The sequence below is a fragment of the Lactobacillus sp. C449L genome (assembly GCF_059900815.1).
In genome coordinates this window covers 450,674-471,273 of the sequence record NZ_JBWXGA010000001.1, presented here as the reverse complement: position 1 = coordinate 471,273, position 20,600 = coordinate 450,674, and the positions used below count along the sequence as shown (strand labels likewise).

The following is a 20,600-nucleotide window of genomic DNA, read 5'->3' as shown; positions in this document are numbered from 1 at the left end:
TGTTAAAAAATAAACCATGTTTAAAAGAATAACAGTTGGAAAGTTGAGCAAAATAAGTTTATTCAGCTTGTTGGTTACGATTTAAAGTAGCCTAAAATTTTTAAAAAGAAGAGCAACAAAATATTAAGCAAGCACTAGGTAAAACGGCCTTAAAAGTCGAACATGTTGGTTCAACCTCAACTCTCGGTTTGCGTGCAAAGCTAATCATTGAAATTTTATTAGTTGTATCTGCTTCTAGTAAAGACAATCGTTATTTGCTGCAATTAGAGAGCTGTGTATTCGTGAACCGGAGTTTGAAGAGCACAGGACGTTTATTGGAAAAAAGCATCAATTGTATCTGCATGTATATAAGTCTTGACAGCCAAGAAGCGCGTGACTTGATTATTTTTCGAGATTGGTTGCTAGTCAATGAGCCCGAAAGGCTAAAATATCAGTAATTAAAAAAAGCCAGCTAGCGAATGGTAAACTGCTCAAGATTATGCGGATGCAAAAGGTCTAATGATTGCTGAAATTAAGCGGCGAGCATCTGAACATTTTGAAAATTAATCTAAAAAACCACTGAATCTAAGATGAAATAGATTCAGCGGTTTTTTTAATCAACTGATTTTAGAGCTTCCAGCATGTCGAGATTCTTCAGCTTGCTATTAACAATAAAGCCAAGAATAATAGTGATGATGCCAATTACGCCTAGTGGCCACATAAAGCTTGAAGCTGAAAGTGTTGGATTAAACATCACGTTATCAGGTGGGACCACATATAAAATGTAACGGTAAAGTAAGTCACCACCTAAATAACCTATCAAAATCCCGATACCAGTTAGCAAAATTGTTTCGCGATATATATACATCGTTACTTCCTTATCATAAAAGCCCAGTACCTTGATTGTTGACAATTCCCGAATTCGTTCGGCAATATTGATATTAGTTAGATTGTACAAGATAACAATTGCCAGCAATCCGGCGACGATGATTAAAACAACCATAATCATGTTCAGGGATTGAACAACAACATCAAGCTCCTGACTGATTGCAGTGTTTTGTACTACGCCAGCCACGCTGTTAAGAGCCATGAACTGTGCTGCCACTTTTCTGGTATTTTTGCGGGAATTATTTTTCAAATTCACCAGGTAAGCAGTAGTTGAATAGGGCCGGTTAAACACTTTTCGATATTGATGCTGATTCATGAAGAGAAAGTGTCCCATGTACATTTCGGTGATGCCCGCAACCTTCATAGAACGTTGGTGATTGTCCTGATCAGTTAAGGTGATGTGATCACCTTTTTGAACATGAAGCAAATTGGCCAGACGTTCTGAAATAACTACGCCATTATTCGTTAAAGGAATAGTTTGCTTACGACGTCGATCATTTAAATGAACGTACTGATTAAGCAGATTGCTCTTTTTAGGCACAATCAAAGTAATATCTTGCGTGTCACCATTTTTACCGGCAGTTTTAGACATTGACTCATAGTAGATAGGTGTTGATGATTTGATATTTGATTTTCCTAACTTAGCTTTTAAGCCATCTTGCTGCTTAGCAGTAACGGGCTTTTTTTCTGCCACAATCATGTTGTAGTGAATCAAACCAGAAAATTGGCGATTATTCATATTGCTAATTGAGTTCTTAACAGCAAAACCGGTAAAAAGCATTGTAGCCGCTCCGCAAACGCCAAAAATGGTCATTAACATCCGTTTTTTGTAGCGAAAAATGTTTCGGGCAGTAACTTTATGTGTAAAGCTAAGGTGATTCCATATAAACGGAATGTGCTCAAGCATAATTTTTGATCCTGCTGCTGGTGGCTTGGGTAACAATAGGGAAGCTGGTTTTTCTTTGAATTCACTTTTAGCTGTTAAGTAGGCGGGTAAGACAGAACTAATCCAAGATAAAATTAAGGCAACTAAACTAATCTGCCAGTGAAAATGCTCCTCAATTGGTGGAATAGTCAGCGACTTGTAATAAGCATGATAGACAATTTGCGGCATTAATGTATGCCCAAGGTAAACGCCAATAATTGTTCCAATTGTTCCTGATAGAAAACCATAAAAGATAAATTTATTAATAATAATGTAGTCATCATAACCAAGTGCTTTTAGAGTTCCCGAATTGATTCGTTCTTCATCGATAAACCGATTCATAGTTGTAAAAGTTACAAGGGCAGCAACAAAGTAAAGAAAAATAGGAAAGACCTTGGCTAAATCTTCAACGACTCTGGCGACAATGGTATAGACAAGATTTCCTTCGCCTCCAGGAACTTCGCGTCGATTATAAACACTATAACTTGGTAGGGCGAGCTGTTTTAATCGTCTTTTAGCTTTAGAAATTTGACGTTCCCCAGTATTGATTTTAGCTGACTGCTTTTGTAGTTTCAGCTTTTGCTTTTGTAGTGTCTTATTTTTTTCAGCCAGTTCAGCTTGCGCTTTTGCAAGTTGTATCTTGGCCTGCGGTGAAGTGGCTTGAGTCGCTTGGGAAGATAAAAGTTGCTTTTGCACTATTAACTGCTGATTAGCGTTAACTAATTGCTGCTTAGCTGCTTGAATTTGGTGTTTAGCTTGAGCTATTTTTTTCTCTTTTGGCTTTAACTTATTAATAGCAGTATCGTAGATTCGTTTTTGCCGTTCACGAGCACCACTTTTGAGCATCATTTGGAGATCTTTCTTGTGGTGACTGACCTTATTGGTGTATTCTTTGCCATACGAATCTAGTCCACGCAAATCATGGTAGCGTAGGTTAGCTACAGTATAAACAGTGTAATTAAACGCTTGGGGCATAACTACAGCGTATCCTTTTAGTTCTCCTGTACCACTGTTGCTTTGTCCTAAATTGACATTCGACAAAATCTGACTGGAGCGAACAAATCCAACTATCTTGAAGTTTTTACGTTTTAATAATGTAGTACCAAGCACATTTTTCTTTTCGGTAAAATTAACTTTTTGACCAAGCTGGTACTTATTATTATAGTGATCGGCAAGGGCAATTTCATTTTTATTTTCAGGTAGCCGCCCCTTGCGAACTTCATATTGACCAATTGCTTTTGGCTTTGAGAAAACGCGGAAACTTTCCGAGGTATTCTTTAAAACCGTATCGGTCATGTAGCCAAATTCTACTTTTTCAAGCCCTTTTGCTTCTTTAATACGCTTAGTGTCTTTTTGGTCAAGGCCATAATTACAAATAACGGTTAAGTCAGCTGTATTTAACTCTTGAGCATAATGATTACCGGTATCCCGCATATCAGGTCCAGTTACAATTAACCCGACTAATGCGAAGGCACCAATCATCATTAATCCCATGATTGACAAAAATTGCCCTTTAGTGTGGCTAATTGATTGCCAAAAGTCTTTCCAAATCATTTTTTTCATTTTGAGCCTCTACCACTTAATATCGACAATATTCTCAGGCTGGGCATTTTGCTCGATTTTGGTAACTTGGCCATCATGAAAGTGAATTACTCGGTCAGCAATTGGAGCTAGAGCACTATTATGGGTAACAATCACCACGGTTGCTCCATTTTTGCGGCTCATATTGGCAATAATTTGAAGAACGCTTTTACCAGTATGGTAATCAAGAGCTCCAGTTGGTTCATCGCACAAAAGAATTTTTGGGTTTTTAGCGATGGCTCGAGCAATGGCGACCCGTTGCTGCTCACCACCGGAAAGTTCGGCCGGAAAGTTATTAATGCGATTCTTAAGACCTACATCAGTTAAAGTTTGAACTGGATCAAGTGAATCAGCAACAATTTCAGAAGCTAATTCAACATTTTCTTTTGCAGTTAGATTTTGAATCAGGTTATAAAACTGAAAAACAAAACCAATGTCGTTTCGGCGATAACTGGTAAGTTGACGCTTGTTGTAATGGGCAATATTATTACCATCAATGACAACATCTCCAGAAGTATTAGTGTCCATGCCACCAAGTATGTTTAAAATAGTTGACTTTCCGGCACCTGATGCACCTAAAATGACAGCCAATTCACCTTTTTCAACTGAAAAGCTCACATCATTGTTAGCCAAAATTTCAGTATCACCAGTACGATAGCGTTTAAAGTTGTGTTTTACTTCTATATAACTCATAAAGAATTATTCCTCTTATTCTGGTAGACAATATTTTATATTTATTTTAGACCTATTTTTGCTCTAAATAACTTTCAAGGACTTGCAAAACACCCATTTCGTTGTTAGACGGTGCTTCATATTTAGCGATTTTTTTCAGTTGCTCGTCGCCATTCTTCATAGCGTAACTGTAACCAGCTAACTCAATCATTTCTTTATCGTTCATACCATCGCCAAAGGCAATTAGTTCTTCTGGTTTAACATCGAAATAACGCAAAAAATACTTGATTCCTTGCCCCTTGTTTACGTTGTAGGGCATTACATCAATATTCTTAAAACCACTAGTTGTACAATGAATTCTTTCGGTATTTATAGTGTTGAACTTTTTTTCAATTTCATTTGCCAATTCTGATGAACATTCGAGGCTTAACTTAGTTAAACTGTCGTTGATTGGAATATCGAGTAAATTAGAAATTTCGGCAGCACCGGGATTGAAAAAGTGCATTAAATATTTAAATTTAGCAGAGGACTTTTTATCTAGATAGGCGCGGGTTAGTCCACTGGCTAAAATTTCCACATCAGGATAATTGGTTTGGATAAAGTTAATTAGTTTAATACCCGTCTGGTATGTAAAGACGTGGCTAGTTATGACTTTATTGTCTTTCGTTAAAATGGAGCCGTTATCAGCAATAATATCGATTCGATCAAGGAAGTCGTAAAAATCTTGTCGCAAGCGCGATAGCGGCCTACCACTAGAAACAATAAAGTGTATGTGATGCTTGCGTAATTCGGTTAGTACTCTCTCAAATCGTCCATGGTCGAACTTTTTTTCATCATTTTCAAAAGTTCCGTCCATATCTACGGCTACGGCTTTAAATGGAATTGATGTCATTTTGTTCTCCTTATCACTAAAACTTTACCTTTATTATATAGTAGATGAGACAATCTTTTGCTGATAAATAGTTATTTTTTGAATTAAAAAACAGACTCATAATAAATGAATCTGCTAGAAAAAATAATTAATTATTATTCATTGGCTTTCGTTTTCCGACTAACCAGCAAGCGACAAGTGCAGTAATAGTTTCAATTAGAATTAAAACAATATTCATGCCGAGCTTAACTTGACCAAGGCTGAATGTGGCACCGTTAAATAACTTGTTTTTCTCAGCTAGGTATAAATCAAAAATAATCGAGCCAATAATTAATATGCCCATAATAGTCCACTGGTTACGATTGAATGCGATACCATATTCTTCTTCACGCCGTCTGATGCTAGGGAGAATTACGCCAAGACCAATTAATACTACAATTGCAACGATATTAATGATTAACTCATACCACCAGTAGCCACTGAATTGTTGAACGTCTTGTGGTGCAATTCCTAAAATTGTTGCAACTGCGGTAACAATTAATAAAAATAAACCGGCTAAATAGCCAACTCGGTCATTTTTTAAGAAAACATAATCGGAAGGAAATTTCTGGGGATTTTTCCGTATTTGCATGAAGGAAAAGAAAATCCAGCAAGTAACACCTGGAGAAATAATTCCATTAAGATTTAGTAACCAATTGAAAATGTCGTTCATATCAGGTAAGAAAATTCCCAGTAGCATGATAAAAGCAGATAGTCCAACCGTTAAAATATAACCATTAACTGGTAAACCATTTTTATCTTTTTTCTGTAAAAAGTGGGGCATGTACTTATCGCCAGTATCCGAGATCAGCATTCTAGTCATCGCGTCTAACAAAACTGCTAAAAGTGCTGCATTGTAAAAGACGGACGTCCAAGCCCAGATGTAAAGCAAGGTTTTACCCATGCCATATTGATGGCCAACCATATCAAAAACATAATAGGCACCGTTCATCTTTAAGTCATTGGGGATGTGATAACTATCAAAGTAAATACCAAGGGCAAATGATCCAAAAACTGTTAGAAAAATAGTCATAAGGGCTAAAGCCACCATTGCTTTGGGAAAGTCAGATTTTGGCTTTTTCATTTTGGTAACATATGGCGCTACTAGTTCACATCCATTTAGGGCGTATATCAACATAGCAATAGTTGTCCAATAATGCATATCAAACTTTGGAATCAGAGTTTTCCAGGTAAATGGTTGAGTTGCCATGTGACCGCCTGATTTTGCTAGTCCCAAAAACGCCAGAAAGACAAACATTAGCGTCATGATTAACATTAAGCCACCGCCAATGGTTGAAAGTACTTCCATTGAACGAGAAAAATAATGCTCAATTACAATAAAAATAATGAACATCGCAAAAGTCATTAATGCAAAGCTAGTGTTGGAGATTTGATTTTGAAATTTTTCTGAACCAGTAATTGCCCAGCCAATATCAACAATAATTTCATTAGCTGAATCAACAGCATACGGAATAGATGCTGCCCAGTAGGTCCAGGCAGTAAAATAGCCTAAAAATTCACCGTTAGTACCACGAACCCAAGACGAAAGTCCACCGCCTTCTTGGTTAAAGACTGATCCTAATTGTCCCACCATTAGCGAATAAGGAATAACGTAGAACAGACACATAATAATCCAAGAAGTAACAACCGGCATTCCCTGATTTTGGAAATTATACATGATATCATCGAGACCAATAACGGTGCAAAATGCCATTAATGTTAAAACTGGCCACGAAATAAATTTTTTATTGGAATTTATTTCCTCCACAAGTATTTTCTCCTTTTCTAAAAAACTAACGTTTACATTTTACTAATTAAAAGTAAAGCTGACTAGAGTAAATTAAGAATTTGTTACTAGCTACTAGTAAATCAGGTTTTAAGAAAAGCTTCCTTAAATGGCTGATACTATTGAATTTTCTATGGCTGTGCGTTAAGATTATATCGTTAATATCTTAAACAGAGAAAGAAGGATTCTTATGTCAGGACATTCAAAATGGCACAATATTCAAGGCCGCAAGAATGCGCAAGACGCAAAAAGAGGTAAAATTTTTCAAAAGTTATCTCGTGAAATATACATGGCTGCAAAGAATGGTGGTCCTGATCCCTCTGGGAATCCTAACTTGCGGATGGTAATGGATAAGGCACGTGCTAATAACATGCCTAAGACTAACATTGACCGCGCGCTTAAAAAAGCTGAAGGAAATTCAGATGAACATTATGATGAGATTACATATGAAGGATATGCTCCTGGTGGTGTTGCGGTTTTCGTTGAAGCTTTAACTGATAACAAAAACCGTACTGCTTCTGCAGTACGTGTTGCATTTACTCGGAATGGCGGCTCACTTGGTGCATCTGGTTCAGTGGCTTATATGTTCAATCGCAAAGGTTATATTGTAATCGATCGTACAACAACTGATGCCGATGAAGACCAAATGTTACTTGACGTAATGGACGCGGGTGGCGATGATTTGCAGACTAGCGATGATGCTTTTGAGATCTACACAGATCCTAAACAATTTGCTCAAGTTCGAGATGCATTGGAAAAAGCTGGCTACAAACTTGCTAATGCTGAGTTGACAATGATTCCGGAAAACACTACGCCTGTTCCTGAGGATAAACAGGAACAATTTGCCAACTTGGTAGATGCACTAGAAGATGATGACGATGTTCAAAACGTATATACCGCTGCAGCAGACGAAGATTAGTAATTTTTAAATTTCAAAAAAGCAAAATCACCCAAAAATTGGGTGATTTTTTTTGCCCAATTTTTAAAACTTTTCCTTTACTTTTACGTAATAAATAATGGTGGCAAAAATGAAGGAGGTTTTTATGCGAATTAAAAAAGCGGTTGATTCATTAATCGAAGAAGCAATTAATCAGCGTGCCAGCGATATTTTCTTTTTGATCCAGGATAACAGAATGGTTATCAATTTTCGAATAATTACCGGAATTGTAAATCAAGCCAGTTATTCAATGAATGAGGGAAAAGAAATAATTAATTATTTGAAATTTGCGGCTCAAATGGATATAGCTGAACATCGACGGCCTCAGGTAGGAGCGTTTGAATACGAGTTTGAACATAAGAAGTACTATTTAAGACTCTCCAGCATAGGTAATTACTTAGATTACGAATCATTAGTCATGAGAGTTATTTATCAAATTAGTGAAGGAAATTACTTTTTTGATGAACAAGTTCAATTGTTGAAAAAATTGACCCAAAAACGAGGTCTAATTTTAACCAGTGGACCAACTGGATCAGGAAAAACTACTACAATGTACATGCTTGCAAAGTATGTAGGACAAAACAAAATGGTAATGACCATTGAGGATCCAGTGGAAATTCATGAGTCCAGTTTTTTACAAACTCAGGTTAATTTAGAAGCAGGTATTACTTATTTAAGTTTGCTTGAAGCTGCATTACGTCACCGTCCTGACATTTTAATCATTGGAGAAATCAGAAATACTCCCACTGCTCGTTTAGCAGTTAATGCAGCCTTAAGCGGACACTTAGTATTTGCGACTGTCCACGCTAAAAGTACTTTGCAAACAATTTCTCGATTAGAAAACTTGCAAGTTAACTCCACTGAAATAAATAACTGTCTCACTGCTGTTTGTTACCAGCGCCTATTGCCAACCAAAGATGGGTTTTCATGCCTAATGGATATTGCCAGTGATACCTTTTTACAAGAAATAATTAAACATGAAAATCACGGTAGCTATGTTAACTGGTGTGAGAACTTAGTTAGATTGAAAAAAGGAGAGCAAATTAGTGCACAAGTATTTGAACAGTTCAAGGAGGGATAAGCTAACTAGTATTGAGCGCCTTATTTTTCTTGATTATTTACAAAATAGTTTAGCAAATGGTTTTTCTCTTAATGCAAGCTTAGAGATAATGCCTATTTTATGGCCGAAACGCGAAAAAAAGATCAAGACTTTAAGAAAAAATATTCAAGCAGGTTCAAAATTGAGTAATGAAATGCGCATTTTAGGTTTTCCGAAAACAGTTGCTGTTCAAATTGACTTAGCAATGGAGCAAGGTAGTCTAGTTGAATGCCTGAATCAGCTTGCAAAATTAGATCGACTAAAAAATGCTCAAATTAAGAAGTTGAAAACAGAGATATCATATCCCTTTGTTTTGGCTATTATGATGATTATCCTGTTAATTTTTATGCAGACTTTTGTTTCTAGTCAATTTACTGAGTCAGGGGAACATACTGGCGATATAATGCTGTTCGGTTTGCTGTTAATGAGTTTCGCTTTTATATATTATTTGATGCGAGTTATCTCATTACTTAAAAAACAAGATTATCATTCATTAAAACGACTTGTGCATTATCCTATTGTTGGCGAGTTGGTTGAAATTTATGTCAAGTATTTATTGGTTTATGATATTGGGCTACTACTTGCAAATGGTTTTTCTCTACAGAAAATGTGTGCATATGCTTCTAAGCAAGAAAAGGGTTCATTGCAGCAATTTATAGGCCAAAGGCTGGGAGATCAGCTATTAAAGGGAAAAAGTTTATCAGAAATCGTAAAAAAAGAACCATTTCTGCCCGATGAAATATTGCTACTCTTACAAACTGGTTCTAGAAAAGCTGAATTGAGTAAACGTTGTCTCCTTTTAGGGCAAACTTTGTTTACTGATCTTGCAAATAAAATCGAAAAATTAATTGTTAATGTTCAGCCGTTTTGTTTTATTTTAATTGGATTATGCATTATTGGAATGTACCTAAAATTATTGCTGCCAATGTACGCCATGATGCAAAGTATTTGAGGAGTATATGAAGTGAAAAGCAAAATAAAAAAATATATTTTAAATATTTTAAAAAAAGGCAGAAAAGCGCAGGGGTTTACTTTAATTGAAATGGTAGTAGTTGTAGCAATTATTGTAATGCTCTTAATAATCATTGCGCCAAATCTGACCAAACAAAAGCAACACGCGAGTGAGAAAACTAACGATGCATTTAAGTCTACCTTGCAGACACAAGCAAACTTATATGAAGATGATAAAGATCGAGATGGTAAAGAAATTAGCTTTAAAAATATGTTTGATGACGGGTACTTGACTAAGAAACAATTTGAAAAGTCTCAAAATTATACGGTAGTTGATGGTGTGGTTGCAAAGAGTACCAATTAAGTTAAAGCAGTCTGGATTTTCAATCGTCGAAATGGTCATTGTTTTAGGAATTTCAATTGGTTTAGTTACACTAGAATCAATTAACCTGAATACATATACTGAAGAATTAGTTTTAAGAAATACTACTAGAGAGATAAAAAGTGCGATTGAGCAGGCTGCCAGAGTTTCTGTAATAAACCATTCAGCAACTTTGATTAGATATCAGCCAGTATCGAAAAAAATTACTATTTTTAGTCACAATTATTCGCGGATAATAAAAGTTGATTCCAAGATTGAAATTTATAATCTTTCAAATTTGAAGATTTCATCTAATGGTACTATGCCGCCACATAAAATTGTGATTACTAACCACAAAAAATCCACTAATCTTATTCTTCAAATGACTTGGGGGAAAATAATCAGTGAATCATCATAATTTCAAAGCATTTTTAATGATTGAAAGTATAACCGCGTTAATTTTAGCAATATTTGGTGTTAGTTCTGTAGCTTTAATAGTTGGCGAAAGCAGAGCGTGTGAGCGCAATATTGAATTAAAAGCAGATCGAACTTATGCTTGGCATGTATTAAAGAAAAATAAGCTGAATCAGGTACGAGTTCACGATCACATATACCAAAATACAAATGAGGGTGTGTATGATACAACCGAAAAAAAGAAATATATTGTCAAAAAATGACGGCTTTTTATTAGCCGAAGCTGTGTTTTCGGTGTTTGTAACATTATTAGTTGTTCTTATTTTGCAGGACTTAATGAAAAGTATAACAATTGCGAATCGAGCGGGGCATCGAACTGACGACATTGTTTTTGCTTATGTTCAATTTAATCGCTTTTTAAAAGCAGATAGTACCAAAGTAGCATATACTGATCCAGATTCATCTAATCATCAAAAAGCAGTGCTAGTTAAGGTTGACAGTAATAATCAAAAAAATGTTTATGCTTTGACACATTATAAACGAATGATTCGTGTAACAACTCCTGAGGGAGGCCATATGCCTCTTTTGCTAAATGTTAGAAAAGCAATTTTTGCCACTAAAGATCGTCAAATTAGAATTAATGTTACTGAAAAAGATGGTCGCTCTTCAGAAATTTATTTCAAACTTGATCCTAAGCTAAAAAAGAAGAAAGAAAATGAATCAAAAAAATAAAACTCTAACAGCTAGTGCTTTGTTAAGCAGTATTTTAGTTTTAACAACTTGTCTATTATTTTTACATTTTTACCAAGAAATCTATCGCAATAATATGCAAAATAGCTTCTTGCTTATTGAGTATCTGATTAATGACGGATGTGCTTGCTTATTACCTTATTTCTATTAAAATATTTAAGAGATATAGGAGTGTATGTAATGGATAAAATTGAAGAATTATATAAGAAGTTTTTGGATAGTGTTATATGTTTGCAAGATGCTTTAAATGTTTCGTTTGGTGAAGCACTAACTGAAACATTTGACAATTTGGAAAATAATAAAATCAAAGTTGAATTGGGAGCACCGGATAAGGAAACAGTTACCAGGCTTAGTGAAAAATATACTGCCTTACATTACAACGAACTGTCTCAAAAGGTAAAGGTACAAATTTTCACTTATTTAGTTCTTAAGTCGGTTAGTGAAGATAAACTAGATGCTAATCAAATGCCAACGCCGATTACGATTTCAACAGTCATTGCGATGTTTATGAAAAAACTGTTACCAGATAAAAAACTATCAATCGTGGATCCAGCAATTGGTACAGGAAATCTCTTATTTTCAGTTGTTAATCAGATAAAAGGAGCAAATCATTCAAAAGCCAACTTCGTTTTATCTGGAATTGACAATGATGAAGATATGCTTAATTTTGCTGATATTAATGCCCACTTGAATAATATTCAGGTTGATCTATTTTGCCAAGATGCGTTAACACCTTGGTTAGTTGCTAAACCTGATGTGGTTGTCAGTGATATACCAATTGGCTATTATCCAGTTGACGAAAATGCCGAGAACTTTTCTACTAAAGCAGAAAAAGGACATTCATTTGCACATTTTCTCTTTATTGAGCAAATTGTTAAAAGCCTAAAATCAAGTGGCTATGCCTTTTTATTGGTGCCTAATGCAATTTTATCTGGAAAAGATGGCAGCAGTTTTATGCCCTGGCTATCTGAAAAAGTAATCATAAAAGCAATTGTTGAACTTCCTGATAATTTTTTCCAAAATAAATTTAATCAAAAATCAATTTTGGTATTTCAAAATCATGGCGAAAATTTAGAAAGAGGAGAAGTATTTCTCACAAAGTTAGACTCTTTCAAAAAGGAAGAAGACCTAATAAAGCTTAATGTCAAACTAAATGAGTGGTATACTAAAAATAATCATTAATTTGTGAAAAAGTCAAAATTACGTGTACGGAGGGATCTCATTTATGAAAAAAGTTTTAGCAATTAACTCAGGTAGTTCTTCTTTTAAATACAAATTATTTGCCATACCAGAAGAAAAAGTTCTGGCAGAAGGAATTGCTGATCGAGTTGGAATTGAAGGATCTTCTTTTGAAATAAAATTAGCTAACGGCGAAAAACACTCCGAAAAAGTTGCTATTCCAAATCAAGAAACTGCTGTTAATCTGTTGCTGAAGGCCTTAAAAAAATATAATGTAGTTACAGATTTAAGTGAAATAGTTGGTGTAGGTCATCGAATTGTTGCTGGTGGTGAAGATTTCACTGATTCGGCAATAATTGATAAAGAAAAATTACAGAAAATATATAATTTAAAAGAATATGCTCCTCTGCATAATCCAGCTGAAGGCAAAGGTATTGAAGCATTTATGAAAGTTCTACCAGATGTCCCAGAAGTTGGCGTATTTGATACTTCTTTTCACCAAACTTTAGATGCTGAGCACTATATGTATTCAATTCCTTATAAGTATTATGAGAAATACGGTATTCGTAAATATGGCGCTCATGGCACATCTGTACGTTACATTGTTGGTCGTGCATCAGAAATGCTCGGTAAAGCTGCAAAGGACTTAAAACTAATCGTATGTCATCTTGGCTCCGGTGCTTCTGTTACTGCTGTGAAGAATGGCAAATCATATGATACTTCAATGGGATTTACGCCGCTTGCTGGAATTACTATGGGTACTCGTTCAGGGGATGTTGATCCTTCAGTATTGCAATATATTATGAACAAGGATCATATTGACATCAACCAAATGATTGATATTTTAAACGACGATTCCGGGTTGTTAGGTATTTCCGGCATTTCCTCAGACATGCGGGATTTGGAAAATAATTCCGATGAAAAGGCTGCTCTTGCTCGTAAAATATTCGTTAATCGCGTAAGACAGTATGTTGGTTCCTATATTGTTGAGTTAAAGGGTGTTGATGCAATTATATTTACAGCTGGCGTTGGGGAACATGACGCTGGTATCCGTGAAGAAATTATGAAATCGTTTGAATTTATGGGCTTAGAACCGGATTACGAAAGTAATAAATCTAATGGTGAAAAAGTTATAACGAGACCAAGTTCTAAATTTAAGGCTATAATCATTCCAACTGATGAAGAGCTGATGATTGAACGTGATGTTGTCCGTTTGGCACATTTGAACTAATTTTAAACTTAATAATTTAGTAGTGAACCGCTAAGAAAAATCTTAGCGGTTTTTTTTATTTGAATTTTGTTATGATAGTAAGTAGGCTAATAGGAGATATATGATGGATTGGCATAAAGATCGAATCGGTTCAGCAATAAATGGTACTAATCCAATGGTAATGGCGGAACTAACTGGAAGTTTCGTAGCTTTTGGAGATACACAGTTTTTACCAGGTTATTGCGCTATATTACCTAAAAGAAAAGTACCTTCTTTGAATGATTTAGAAATTAATGAAAGAGCATCATTTTTGTGTGACATGAATTTGGTAGGGGATGTCCTATTAAAAGTATGCTCATGTCAAAAGGTTAACTATGATATTTTAGGAAATACTGATAATTTTTTGCATGCACATGTATTCCCACAATACTTAACAGAAAATTCTAATAGGTTGGCAAAGTCTGTTTAGCTATATGATTCGCGTTTTTGGACTGATTCAAAATATCAGTATGATGCAAATAAACATGGAAAAATAAGACAAGCTATAACTGAAGAATTAAAGAAAATAACGCAAGGAGAAATAAATGATTAAATTGGTAGCAATCGATGTTGATGACACTTTATTGAATAGCAGTGGAAAACTACTCGAATCAACAATTAAAACTATTAAAAAAGCAGTAAGTAATAATGTTAAAGTAGTACTTTGCTCTGGTCGTCCACTAGCTGGTGTTAAGCAATTTTTAAACGATATGGATATTACTGCGAATGATCAGTATGTCATCACTTTTAATGGGGCAGCGATTGAATCGGTTACTGGGAAATTATTGAAAAAATCTGGCTTAGATTTTGCCACTTATCAAAAAATTGATCAATATTCATATGCTCATGATGTGCCCTACAATATTGTTGACGCTAACAGTAATATTATTACTAGCAATTTAGATGTTAGCTGGATTACGGTTGTACAAGCTTGGGAAAATAGTGCCGGTATCCTAGTAAGAAAACCTGAAGAATTGTCTAAAAACTGCCAAGTTATTAAGGCCGTTTTTTGTGATGAAGCAAAGAAATTAGACGCTATTGAAGCTGACGTAGTTAAGGAATTTGGACAAGATAATTATGTAGTGCGGGCTCATGATTACTTTTTAGAAGTAATGCATAAGAATGTCAATAAAGGTGTAGCCCTTAAGTTTTTAGCCGAAAAATTGGGCATTAAAACTGATGAAATTTTAGCAATCGGTGACGAACGAAACGATATTCCAATGTTTAAAGTAGCCGGTGCCGCTGTTGTGATGGCTAATGGATCAGATTCTGCCAAAGAGCATGCTGATTATATAACCTTATCTAATGATGAAAATGGTATTGAACAGGCATTTAATAAGTTTGTTTTTTAGTATGACTATTGTACAGATTAGCTTTGGCTGGTAGCAAAAAATGGCTGTATATGCTATAATTGTTCTACCCAAAGCGGGGGTGTTTTGGGATTCGACAGGCGTAGATCCGCATTAACTGCGGTTCGTAGGTCACGTCTACGTAAAAACGTCACAGTTTTTCTAACTGCAAATAAAGAAAATTCATACGCATTAGCTGCTTAATTTAAGCGCATGTGTTGCTTGTTACTGAATCACTCACGTTCGGTTTCAAGTATCAACTTAGTGAGTTACGTTTAACTACCTCATCTGAATAGTTAAAAAGAGTCATTCCAGGTTAGCTAGCTCATTCTAGCCCTGTTATATGGCGTTTTGAGCTAGTGAAGTTCAAATAATATAACTATGATCGTAGATGTTAGTGACGGAATGCGTTTGGACAGGGGTTCAATTCCCCTCACCTCCATATTTACATTAATAAAACCCTGCAATAACAAGCTTGCAGGGTTTTATTTTGTGTTTCGCACGGCATAAAGCGAAAAAGAGCTGCTATTTTACTAAATATCAAATTATTAAATAGATTTAGCAGTATTTTCTCGGTTTTTCATTAAAGTATCAAGAGTTATTTTCTCCAAAGAATATTTAAAAAACTATAAGAGCTTTTCTTATAAGTTTTTGGTTAATTTTGAATTTATTATTTAGAAATAGTGTATGCGAAAGTAAAGCGCTGGACATACAATTAAGCGATCAAACTTTTTTAAAAAGAAATTCACTTATTGCTGGATCTTTTTAAATTGCCACTACGTCGTATTGAAGAAGAGGTAAGTCTGGCAAGTACGTTAGACTATCTTCGTATTCTTTGGGAATCGGCATTTCTTTGGGATAAATTGCCATACCATGACCTAAAACAACATTTGCAAGTGCAGCGTCAAAGCTATCAAGATAAATGATTTTGTTGTATTCAATTTTCATTTTAGCTAAAATATTGCGAATTTTCGTTTGAACATCGTTGTCATCAATAGCCGACCACTCTTGCAGAAAAAGTGATTGCTTTTTTACTTGCTTTTTCATAAGGCGGTCGTGGTCATCAAGATAGTTATGACTAATAATAATGCCAAAATTTGCAGTTCCAATATTTTGCGAATGAATATTCTTAATTTTGCTAACAGCGGTTGAAAAGCCAATCAATACATCATAATCATTAGCATCTAATTTGGTAATATTAAACTAGCTAAATCAGCTATAACTGTATTTTAATTATTCAATAAATGTGTAGAAAAAATGGTGCCATTGTGGGATCATTTAGATAATTATACGCAATGAACTTAGGAAGCATTAAAATGGATTCTACACAAGCAAGTATTTTAGGGAAACTAGTAAAAACTTTGGGAACTAGCACAAATGATATAGACAATACTTTAAATAAATATTTTATTGAACATTATTATGAGGCTAAAAATTATAATATTTACGCAATTGCTGAAGAGTGCAATGTGTCTCGGTCAAGTATTCGTAGATTTTGTCAGAAGATAGGCTTTGAGAATTTTTCTGCTATGAAAACGGCAATGAAGCAACATAATTCAAAAGGTGAAGTTATAAGTGATACAGCTTATCGAAAAAATCTAACTTCACAAATTCTCACAATTATTCATGAACTTGATTCGCGTATGGATACTGATGAGGTTGGGATAATTAGTCAACGTATTAAAGAAGCAGAAAATTTTTATTTACTCACTGAAAATACAGAAAATTATGTTAGTACAGAATTTCAAGTTCAGCTGGCTAGATATGGCAAAGTTGTTTGGCCGATAACAACCAAAAACCAATTTTTAATTATGAAAAATCAGTTCAAAACAAATGATTTAATTTTTTCTATTTCTGTTTCTGGTAAATATGCTCAAAATATTGAAAGCAATTTAAAAAATTGTTCGTCTAAGTCCATACTGATTACAGCAAATCGTCTTTATGATTTTACTAAAACTTTTAGTTTTGTTTATTATATGAGTCATATTGATAAAACGTCAGAAGCACAAATCTATCGAGAATTTGGTGTACCATATATTCTTGAAATCATTGCAAATAATTATAAGAGTCATATTTTGAACCCTAGATAAATATAGGGGTCAAAAATTGAAGCGTCTTAATTCCTAGTACTCAATATAATTTAATTATAGTTAGGAAGAAAGGACGAATTGTATGACTAAATTTATTGAAAAGCCTAAATTTCCTCAAAATTTTCTCTGGGGAGGTTCTTCTTCATCTTGGCAAATTGAAGGTGCAGTCGAAGAAGATGGAAAAACACTAACGTTGATGGATTTAAATACAAGAAAGAAAAAGCCTTATGCCGATGATACATATGCTTCTGATCATTACCATCACTATAAAGAAGATGTCAAGTTAATGGCCGAAGCGGGGTTGTCATCTTATCGGTTTTCAATTTCTTGGGCAAGAATATATCCAACTAAAGATGGAGGTGTGAATCAGAAAGGAATAGAGTTCTATAACAATTTAATAAATGAATTACTAAGATATAATATAACCCCAATAATTACTGTATATCATTATGATATGCCGTTATGGGTTGATAAAGAATATGATGGCTGGTATGGAAGAGGCATCATTAAAGAATTTGACCGATATGCTAGAACAATTTTTAAAGCGTTTGGCGATAGAGTAAAGTTATGGTTATCTATCAATGAGCAAAACATGCAAATATGCTATGGAGACTGGTTGGGAATCGATAAACATCCAGAGACTTGGTTTAAAGATAAGTGGAATGTGAACCACATAATGAATCTATGTCACGCTAAAGCTGTAATTGCATGTCATGAACTAGTTCCTGATGGCAAAATTGGTCCTGTTCCAGGTTATGTTCCAATTTATCCTTATTCATGTGATCCTAAAGATCAAATTGCTGCAATGAATGCTGAAGAAATGACGGAGAAAATCTGGAATGATTTATATGCTCATCGTGAGTACAATGGCTTTATCAAAAATTATTGGCAGCAATATAATATAAAACCAGATATTCAACCAGGAGATATGGAATTAATTCATAAAGCAAAAATAGACTTTTTTGGATTAAATTGTTATCGTTCAAATACTGCAAAATATTGCTCAGTAAATGAGAAAGAACAATCGTATGAATTAAATAAATCAGGAAAGAAGGGGGAGCTTATTTTTCCGAAAGTGCCTGGCTTATATCAACTGGTTAAAAATCCATTTGTTGAATATACTGACTGGGATTGGGAGAAGGACCCGGTAGCAATGAGATACATGCTAAGATATGTATGGGACCATTATCAATTGCCAATGATTATTACTGAGAATGGCTATGGGGAACATGAAAAAGTTTCTAAAGATGGAAAAGTACATGATTTTGATAGAATAGCGTTTCTTCGTGAACAAATAAAGCAAGTTGGTTTAGCAATCCATGACGGCTGTGAAGTATTTGGATACAACCCTTGGACATTTTTGGATGTGTTAAGTACTGGTAACGGAATGTCAAAGCGTTATGGTTTTGTTTACGTAAACACAACTGACGAAGAAAAATTGAATTTTAATAGAATTCCAAAAGATTCATATTACTGGTACTCAAAATTAGTAAAATCGAATGGCTCAGATTGGGGTGAATATAATGACTAATTATCAAGCTATTGCCCAAAAAATTTACGATGATGTTGGGGGATCCGGTAATATTGTAAATATAAATCATTGTGCAACGAGATTAAGATTACGAGTTATCGATGTCAATAAAATAAATGATGATGAAATTAATAAGCTTGATGGCGTTGCTGGAACCGTTAAACACGATCAAGAATACCAAATTGTGATAGGTACCGACGTTGCAAAAGTATACAACGAATTTACTAAATTTGTCGATAATAAAAAAGAAAATACCAAGAAGTCCCAAAAAACTAAGCTTTCTTGGTCTAATTTAGGACACACAATTATTGACTTCATTTCTGGAACCTTTGTGCCAATCCTAGGAGTTTTAGTTGCTGCAGGATTGGTCTCTGCCGTTTTAAATATAGCTACATCTTTTTTTGGTTTAAATACAAAAAGTGGGACTTATACGGTACTATATGCAATATATCAAGCCGGGTACTATTTTTTACCTCTTTATCTTGGTTATAGCGCAGCACGTAAGCTAAATATGAATCCCATGATGGGAGGTTTCTTAGGAGCAGTTTTAGTCTATCAAACGATTGATTCTGCAAAAGGATTAGATTTTTTAGGATTGGCAATACCTCAAATCCAGTACAATACTTCTGTAATTCCTATATTATTAGGTGTCTTGTTTATGAAGCTAATTGATTTAGGACTCGAAAAATTAACACCTAAAAGTATTAAATTTTTTGTAAATCCTTTGTTAACGATGTTGATTGTAGTTCCAGTAACTTTGCTTTGGCTTGGACCTTTGGGATTTAAAATAGGCTCTCTTATTGCTGGTGGATTAGAATTTATCAACTTAAAACTCGGCTGGCTCTCTGTTGGTATCATCGCGGCGATAACTCCATTACTTGTGATGACAGGTACTAATCAAGCGCTTTTTCCAATTTGCATTGCTGCTGTATCTTCGGTGGGGTATGATGCTTTCGTCCTGCCAGGAATGCTAGCTGCAAATGTCGCTGTTGGAGCTTCTGCTCTTGCTGTAGCTACGTATAGTAAAAATAGTAAAGAGCGACAACTTGGATTATCATCGGGGATTACTGGATTAATGGGGATTACGGAACCAGCTTTATTTGGCATTTTAATTAAAAATAAAATCGCCTTATTTAGTACCATGGTTGCTGCAGGTATTGCCGGTTTTGTTGCAGGGTTGGCAAATCTGAAGCAGTTTGCAATAGTTTCTCCCGGTATTGCAGCCTTGCCAACATTTATTCATACGAAGAATGGGAAAATGGATAATAACTTTATTGTTGCCATTTCAGTTCTTTGCTTGTCTGTTCTGCTTTCATACTGCTTAACATTTTATTTTGGACGAAGAAAGCAAAATGTGGAAGAAAGAATAGTTAATAATGATATATATCTTCCCGCGGAAGGCAAAGTTATACCTTTAGATAAAGTAAAGGATGATGTTTTTTCGAAAGGACTAGTTGGAAATGGCTTTGCTATAATACCAAGTAATGAAAAAGTAATTAGTCCTGTTGACGGAACAATTACAATGGTTACTCAAACTAAGCATGCTGTCGGCATTAAAACAGATAGTGGCTCTGAGGTTTTAATTCATTTAGGAATTGACACTGTTAAAATGAATGGCTTAGCATTTGAATTAAGTGTTAAAGAAGGCCAAAAGGTTAAACATGGAGATCTTTTAGGGAAAATGGACTTAAATTTAATAAAATCTGAAGAAAAAGACCCAACTGTGATAATTGTCTTTCCACAGAGCGACCGAGAGCTTCTAAGAAGTACTTCTGGCAAAGAAAAAATAGGAGAAAAAATAGGGACTCTTATTTTAACGTAAGCTATTTATTTTTTAAAAAGATTTAAACTAAAAGAGGAATGGATATTCCTCTTTTTTCTATAATATAATTTTTAATGATAAAAAGTCAGAAAATGAAAAACTATATAGGATTGCTGTCTTCTAACAT

At 34.7% G+C, this 20,600-nt stretch carries 19 protein-coding genes, 1 other RNA gene and 1 pseudogene; 16 read left to right on the top strand and 5 right to left on the bottom strand.

Annotation, left to right across the window (positions count from 1 at the left end; all coding sequences use genetic code 11):
- Positions 1 to 122: 122 nt before the first annotated feature.
- Positions 123 to 437, top strand: coding sequence for a GrpB family protein (locus AC2JF9_RS02250; RefSeq protein ID WP_500725386.1), 315 nt, complete (start codon positions 123 to 125; stop codon positions 435 to 437).
- Positions 438 to 592: 155 nt separating this feature from the next.
- Here AC2JF9_RS02250 and AC2JF9_RS02245 read toward each other — a convergent pair whose 3' ends face one another.
- The 4 genes from AC2JF9_RS02245 to AC2JF9_RS02230 form a co-directional block, all read right to left on the bottom strand.
- Positions 593 to 3,355 carry an FtsX-like permease family protein gene (locus AC2JF9_RS02245; RefSeq protein WP_500725112.1) on the bottom strand — a complete coding sequence of 921 codons (2,763 nt, stop codon included), beginning with the start codon at positions 3,353 to 3,355 and terminating at the stop codon, positions 593 to 595.
- Between the two features lie 9 nt (positions 3,356 to 3,364).
- Positions 3,365 to 4,066 carry an ABC transporter ATP-binding protein gene (locus AC2JF9_RS02240; protein WP_500725111.1) on the bottom strand — a complete coding sequence of 234 codons (702 nt, stop codon included), beginning with the start codon at positions 4,064 to 4,066 and terminating at the stop codon, positions 3,365 to 3,367.
- Positions 4,067 to 4,118: 52 nt separating this feature from the next.
- Positions 4,119 to 4,937, bottom strand: coding sequence for a Cof-type HAD-IIB family hydrolase (locus AC2JF9_RS02235; protein WP_500725110.1), 819 nt, complete (start codon positions 4,935 to 4,937; stop codon positions 4,119 to 4,121).
- Positions 4,938 to 5,064: 127 nt separating this feature from the next.
- Complete coding sequence (locus AC2JF9_RS02230; protein WP_500725385.1) at positions 5,065 to 6,669, bottom strand: APC family permease; 1,605 nt, start codon at positions 6,667 to 6,669, stop codon at positions 5,065 to 5,067.
- Between the two features lie 262 nt (positions 6,670 to 6,931).
- On the opposite strand from AC2JF9_RS02230, the gene AC2JF9_RS02225 reads away from it, so the two are divergent.
- From AC2JF9_RS02225 to ssrA, 12 genes and pseudogenes are all read left to right on the top strand, one after another.
- The gene (locus tag AC2JF9_RS02225) at positions 6,932 to 7,660 is read left to right on the top strand and encodes a YebC/PmpR family DNA-binding transcriptional regulator (RefSeq protein ID WP_500725109.1); all 729 of its coding nucleotides are present in this window, start codon (positions 6,932 to 6,934) and stop codon (positions 7,658 to 7,660) included.
- A gap of 124 nt (positions 7,661 to 7,784) precedes the next feature.
- Positions 7,785 to 8,759 (top strand): competence type IV pilus ATPase ComGA, encoded by a 975-nt coding sequence (gene comGA, locus AC2JF9_RS02220; protein ID WP_500725108.1) that lies wholly within the window; start codon positions 7,785 to 7,787, stop codon positions 8,757 to 8,759.
- Positions 8,725 to 9,729 carry a type II secretion system F family protein gene (locus AC2JF9_RS02215; RefSeq protein WP_500725106.1) on the top strand — a complete coding sequence of 335 codons (1,005 nt, stop codon included), beginning with the start codon at positions 8,725 to 8,727 and terminating at the stop codon, positions 9,727 to 9,729. The genes comGA and AC2JF9_RS02215 overlap by 35 nt, the downstream gene beginning before the upstream one ends.
- Positions 9,730 to 9,741: 12 nt before the next feature.
- Positions 9,742 to 10,092, top strand: coding sequence for a competence type IV pilus major pilin ComGC (comGC, locus tag AC2JF9_RS02210; RefSeq protein ID WP_500725105.1), 351 nt, complete (start codon positions 9,742 to 9,744; stop codon positions 10,090 to 10,092).
- Complete coding sequence (locus AC2JF9_RS02205) at positions 10,064 to 10,507, top strand: pilus assembly FimT family protein (RefSeq protein WP_500725104.1); 444 nt, start codon at positions 10,064 to 10,066, stop codon at positions 10,505 to 10,507. Before comGC ends, AC2JF9_RS02205 begins: the two co-directional genes overlap by 29 nt.
- Positions 10,494 to 10,766 carry a hypothetical protein gene (locus AC2JF9_RS02200; protein WP_500725103.1) on the top strand — a complete coding sequence of 91 codons (273 nt, stop codon included), beginning with the start codon at positions 10,494 to 10,496 and terminating at the stop codon, positions 10,764 to 10,766. The genes AC2JF9_RS02205 and AC2JF9_RS02200 overlap by 14 nt, the downstream gene beginning before the upstream one ends.
- A gap of 73 nt (positions 10,767 to 10,839) precedes the next feature.
- Positions 10,840 to 11,235 carry a competence type IV pilus minor pilin ComGF gene (locus tag AC2JF9_RS02195; RefSeq protein ID WP_500725102.1) on the top strand — a complete coding sequence of 132 codons (396 nt, stop codon included), beginning with the start codon at positions 10,840 to 10,842 and terminating at the stop codon, positions 11,233 to 11,235.
- A 198-nt stretch (positions 11,236 to 11,433) separates the two neighbouring features.
- A complete protein-coding gene (locus AC2JF9_RS02190) occupies positions 11,434 to 12,435 on the top strand; it encodes a class I SAM-dependent methyltransferase (protein WP_500725100.1) in 1,002 nt (333 codons plus the stop codon).
- A gap of 43 nt (positions 12,436 to 12,478) precedes the next feature.
- Positions 12,479 to 13,663 (top strand): acetate/propionate family kinase, encoded by a 1,185-nt coding sequence (locus AC2JF9_RS02185; RefSeq protein ID WP_500725098.1) that lies wholly within the window; start codon positions 12,479 to 12,481, stop codon positions 13,661 to 13,663.
- Between the two features lie 100 nt (positions 13,664 to 13,763).
- Positions 13,764 to 14,234, top strand: a pseudogene (locus AC2JF9_RS02180) (HIT family protein).
- A complete protein-coding gene (locus AC2JF9_RS02175; RefSeq protein ID WP_500725097.1) occupies positions 14,227 to 15,033 on the top strand; it encodes a Cof-type HAD-IIB family hydrolase in 807 nt (268 codons plus the stop codon). Before AC2JF9_RS02180 ends, AC2JF9_RS02175 begins: the two are co-directional and overlap by 8 nt.
- 75 nt (positions 15,034 to 15,108) lie before the next feature.
- Positions 15,109 to 15,475: a transfer-messenger RNA gene (ssrA, locus tag AC2JF9_RS02170) on the top strand.
- Between the two features lie 320 nt (positions 15,476 to 15,795).
- Here ssrA and AC2JF9_RS02165 read toward each other — a convergent pair.
- The gene (locus AC2JF9_RS02165; RefSeq protein WP_500725096.1) at positions 15,796 to 16,194 is read right to left on the bottom strand and encodes a hypothetical protein; all 399 of its coding nucleotides are present in this window, start codon (positions 16,192 to 16,194) and stop codon (positions 15,796 to 15,798) included.
- Positions 16,195 to 16,346: 152 nt separating this feature from the next.
- Between AC2JF9_RS02165 and AC2JF9_RS02160 the strand changes: the two genes are divergently transcribed.
- The 3 genes from AC2JF9_RS02160 (at position 16,347) to AC2JF9_RS02150 (ending at position 20,473) form a co-directional block, all read left to right on the top strand.
- Positions 16,347 to 17,120 carry a MurR/RpiR family transcriptional regulator gene (locus AC2JF9_RS02160; RefSeq protein ID WP_500725095.1) on the top strand — a complete coding sequence of 258 codons (774 nt, stop codon included), beginning with the start codon at positions 16,347 to 16,349 and terminating at the stop codon, positions 17,118 to 17,120.
- Positions 17,121 to 17,202: 82 nt separating this feature from the next.
- Positions 17,203 to 18,651, top strand: coding sequence for a glycoside hydrolase family 1 protein (locus tag AC2JF9_RS02155; protein ID WP_500725094.1), 1,449 nt, complete (start codon positions 17,203 to 17,205; stop codon positions 18,649 to 18,651).
- Complete coding sequence (locus AC2JF9_RS02150; protein WP_500725092.1) at positions 18,644 to 20,473, top strand: glucose PTS transporter subunit IIA; 1,830 nt, start codon at positions 18,644 to 18,646, stop codon at positions 20,471 to 20,473. The genes AC2JF9_RS02155 and AC2JF9_RS02150 overlap by 8 nt, the downstream gene beginning before the upstream one ends.
- Positions 20,474 to 20,600: the final 127 nt, after the last annotated feature.

Bases quoted from the DNA above. Each gene is read 5' to 3' on its own strand.
- AC2JF9_RS02190 (WP_500725100.1), top strand. From the start codon at position 11,434: ATGGATAAAATTGAAGAATTATATAAGAAGTTTTTGGATAGTGTTATA.
- AC2JF9_RS02160 (WP_500725095.1), top strand. From the start codon at position 16,347: ATGGATTCTACACAAGCAAGTATTTTAGGGAAACTAGTAAAAACTTTG.
- AC2JF9_RS02205 (WP_500725104.1), top strand. From the start codon at position 10,064: ATGGTGTGGTTGCAAAGAGTACCAATTAAGTTAAAGCAGTCTGGATTT.
- AC2JF9_RS02195 (WP_500725102.1), top strand. From the start codon at position 10,840: ATGAAAAGTATAACAATTGCGAATCGAGCGGGGCATCGAACTGACGAC.
- AC2JF9_RS02185 (WP_500725098.1), top strand. From the start codon at position 12,479: ATGAAAAAAGTTTTAGCAATTAACTCAGGTAGTTCTTCTTTTAAATAC.
- AC2JF9_RS02230 (WP_500725385.1), bottom strand. From the start codon at position 6,669: ATGGCATTTTGCACCGTTATTGGTCTCGATGATATCATGTATAATTTC.
- AC2JF9_RS02150 (WP_500725092.1), top strand. From the start codon at position 18,644: ATGACTAATTATCAAGCTATTGCCCAAAAAATTTACGATGATGTTGGG.
- AC2JF9_RS02235 (WP_500725110.1), bottom strand. From the start codon at position 4,937: ATGACATCAATTCCATTTAAAGCCGTAGCCGTAGATATGGACGGAACT.
- comGA (WP_500725108.1), top strand. From the start codon at position 7,785: ATGCGAATTAAAAAAGCGGTTGATTCATTAATCGAAGAAGCAATTAAT.
- AC2JF9_RS02175 (WP_500725097.1), top strand. From the start codon at position 14,227: ATGATTAAATTGGTAGCAATCGATGTTGATGACACTTTATTGAATAGC.
- AC2JF9_RS02240 (WP_500725111.1), bottom strand. From the start codon at position 4,066: ATGAGTTATATAGAAGTAAAACACAACTTTAAACGCTATCGTACTGGT.
- AC2JF9_RS02225 (WP_500725109.1), top strand. From the start codon at position 6,932: ATGTCAGGACATTCAAAATGGCACAATATTCAAGGCCGCAAGAATGCG.
- AC2JF9_RS02155 (WP_500725094.1), top strand. From the start codon at position 17,203: ATGACTAAATTTATTGAAAAGCCTAAATTTCCTCAAAATTTTCTCTGG.
- AC2JF9_RS02245 (WP_500725112.1), bottom strand. From the start codon at position 3,355: ATGAAAAAAATGATTTGGAAAGACTTTTGGCAATCAATTAGCCACACT.